General features: G+C 67.0%; 2 protein-coding genes. Both read left to right on the forward strand.

Going from position 1 to position 3,456, the window contains the following annotated elements; translation table 11 throughout:
- Positions 1-209 precede the first annotated feature (209 nt).
- A complete protein-coding gene (locus ABTY20_RS34960; protein WP_352001167.1) occupies positions 210-638 on the forward strand; it encodes a hypothetical protein in 429 nt (142 codons plus the stop codon).
- A 50-nt stretch (positions 639-688) separates the two neighbouring features.
- Entirely contained in the window at positions 689-3,355 is a 2,667-nt protein-coding gene (locus tag ABTY20_RS34965; RefSeq protein ID WP_352001168.1) for a DEAD/DEAH box helicase, read from the forward strand.
- Positions 3,356-3,456 lie beyond the last annotated feature (101 nt).

Raw genomic sequence — 3,456 nt, forward strand, 5'->3', positions numbered from 1 at the left:
GCGCTTCAGCCACTGGGGGTGCTGCGCGCCCTGGAGGCCGGCCCCGCTGCGCGGTGCCGTCAGCGGGCCTTCGGCCCGGGCGGTAAGAGGGCGGGGGTGGTTAGGGGGATCGCTTGTTCACGTGAGTTCCGAGGTATCGCACGCATCAGTTAGATGCAGCATGTAGGGTTGGCGGAAATATGGGGAATCCTACGTTGCGGAGTGATGAAGTGCAGAGTGTGCTGGCACTGCTTGGGGCAATTCTCGGTGGAACTCTGGTTCTCTTCGGTGATTTCATTCGACGGAGAGTCGAAAGGCGCAAAGAGGAAGTGAATCGACTCGTGGAAGTAAGTGTGCGACTCTCCTCCATGTACAACCGGCTGTGTGGGCAGCTCCTTGACGCTTCTACAGCTGGTGTGGCGGTGTCAGATCTGGCCGTTGCAGATCCTCTCCGCTACGAGGTAACGACCCAGTTTTTCATGACTCCTGGTAGTGAGCAGCTTCGCTCTCAGGCTTCCCGTCTGATGGATGCGTACTATCGGCTTCGGGATTCATACGGGCAGGATTCGGCCTGGGTTGCGGCTCGCGATGAATACGGTTTGGCGGTGCGTGAGTTCGAAGCTGCTGTTCGTGCCATCCTCCACCGTAATCACATCTGACGTTCTGATGGGTCGTCGTCATTGCCGAGATAGGAGAGGTGAGGGGGTCTGTGATTCAGCTCAGGGAGCACCAGATAGAGCAGAAGTCGAGTTTCCGAAAGTGGGTCGGATTTTCTGCAAGGTCATCTGTGCCGCCTCAGGGTGCCCGTGGCACGATCGTGTCAGCGACTGGGTCCGGTAAAACGATCACGGCTGCTACGTGCGCGCTGGAGTGCTTCCCCGAGGGCCGGATCCTTGTGACCGTGCCGACCCTGGACCTGCTCGTGCAGACCGCCCAGGCGTGGCGGGCGGTGGGTCACCGCTCGCCCATGGTCGCGGTGTGCTCGCTGGAGAACGACCCGGTTCTCAACGAGCTGGGGGTGCGCACCACCACCAACCCGATCCAGCTCGCTCTATGGGCCGGGTCCGGGCCGGTGATCGTGTTCGCCACGTACGCCTCTCTGGTGGACCGCGAGGACATCGATGCTCCCGAGGGGCAGCGGAAGGTTCGCGGGCCGCTGGAGGCCGCTTTGGCGGGCGGAGAGCGCCTGTATGGCCAGCGCATGGCGGGCTTCGATCTCGCGATCGTGGATGAGGCGCACGGCACCGCCGGTGATCTTGGTCGTCCATGGGCGGCGATCCACGACAACGCCCGCATCCCGGCGGACTTCCGGCTCTACCTGACCGCTACCCCGCGCATCCTCGCCGCGGCCCGCCCGCGGAAGGGCGCGGAGGGCCAGGAGGCGGAGGTCGCGACCATGGCCGACGACCCGGACGGAACGTACGGCGCGTGGCTCGCGGAGCTCGGCCTGTCGGAGGCGATCGAGCGCGAGATCCTCGCCGGGTTCGAGATCGACGTCCTGGAGATCCGCGACCCCTCCCCCGCCCTCGGGGAGTCCGAAGAGGCGCGGCGCGGCCGGCGTCTGGCGCTCCTGCAGACCGCGCTCCTGGAGCACGCGGCGAAGTGGAACCTCAAGACCGTCATGACGTTCCATCAGAAAGTGGAAGAGGCCGCCACGTTCGCGGACAAGCTCCCGAAGACCGCCGCCGAGCTGTACGTGAACGACGCCTCCGACGAGGACCTGGCGAAGGCGGAGAAGCTTCCGAAGTCGTCGATCGACGCGGCCTTCTACGAGCTGGAGGCCGGCCGCCACGTACCCCCGGACCGTGTCTGGTCGGCATGGCTGTGCGGCGACCACCTCGTGTCCGAGCGGCGCGAGGTCCTGCGCCAGTTCGCCAACGGGATCGACGCCACGGGCCGACGCGTGCACCGGGCGTTCCTCGCCAGCTGCCGCGTGCTCGGGGAGGGCGTGGACATCACCGGCGAACGGGGTGTGGAGGCCATCTGCTTCGCGGACACCCGCGGCTCCCAGGTGGAGATCGTGCAGAACATCGGCCGCGCGCTCCGGCTCAACAAAGACGGCAGCACGAAGGTGGCAAGGATCATCGTGCCTGTGTTCTTGGAGCCCGGCGAGGACCCCACCGACATGGTCGCCAGCGCCTCTTTCCGCCCCCTTGTAGCGGTCCTCCAGGGCCTGCGCTCGCATGACGAACGTCTGGTCGAGCAGCTCGCCTCCCGCGCCCTCACCCACGGCAAGCGCAAGGTCCACCTCCAACGCGATGAGGACGGGCGGATCGTGGGGGCCGGCGGAGAGGGCCACAGCGAGGACCAGGAGACCGACGACACCGACGCCGCTGCCGAAGCCGCCCTGCTCCACTTCTCCAGCCCGCGCGACGCGGCCACCATCGCCGCGTTCCTACGTACCCGGGTGTACCGGCCCGAGTCCCTGGTCTGGCTCGAGGGCTACCAGGCCCTGATCCGCTGGCGGGCAGAGAACGAGATCACCGGCCTGCACGCCGTGCCCTACGACGTCGAGACCGAGGTCGGAGCGACCAAAGCTTTTCCGCTGGGGAGGTGGGTCCACCAGCAGCGAAAGGCACTGCGGACGGGTGAGCTGGAGGAGCGGCGCAAGGCCCTGCTGGACGCCCCCGAGGCCGGCATGGTCTGGGAACCCGGCGAAGAAGCCTGGGAGACCAAACTCGCCGCACTCCGGTCCTACCGGCGAGCTACCGGACACCTCGCACCCCGCCAGGACGCCGTCTGGGACAACCCCGCCGGCGGCGCCCCCGTGCCGGTCGGGCAGCACATGGCCAACCTCCGCCGGAAAGGCGGTCTCGGGAAGGACCCGAAGCGGGCGGCGGAACGCGCGCAGCAGCTGGCCGCGGTCGATGAGGACTGGAACTGCCCGTGGCCGCTTAACTGGCAACGCCACTACCGCGTCCTCGCTGACCTGGTCGACGCCGACGGCCACCTGCCCGACATCGCACCTGGCGTACTGATGGACGGCGACGACATCGGACGATGGCTGCAGCGGCAGAAACAACCAGCCACCTGGGCGCAGCTGTCGAGCGAGCAGCAGGAACTACTGACCACGCTCGGCATCAAGCCCACCAAGGCGCAGTCTCCCGCCCCGGCGACCAAGGGTGCGACGAAGGACCGGAGCAAGGCGCAGCAGGCGTTCCAACGCGGCCTCGCGGCCCTCGCACAGTGGGTCGAACGGGAGGGCGTGCACCGGCCTGTTCCGCGCGGCCACGCTGAGGAGATCGTGATCGACGGCGAGACGGAGCCGGTGATCGTCAAGCTGGGCGTATGGATATCGAACACACGTGCCAGGCGAGACAAGCTCACCCAGGAACAACTGGACGCCCTGCGGGAGCTGGGCGTGGAGTGGGCGTGACCGGCTGCTTACTGGCCCTAACAAAGCCTCTGGACGTGCCTGTAGGTGATCAGACAGACGGCGAGTCCGAGGAAGGCCTCGTGGATGTCGTCGCGTCGTTC

This window comes from Streptomyces sp. NPDC126497, from assembly GCF_040302425.1.
In the GTDB taxonomy this organism is placed as follows: Bacteria; Actinomycetota; Actinomycetes; order Streptomycetales; family Streptomycetaceae; genus Streptomyces.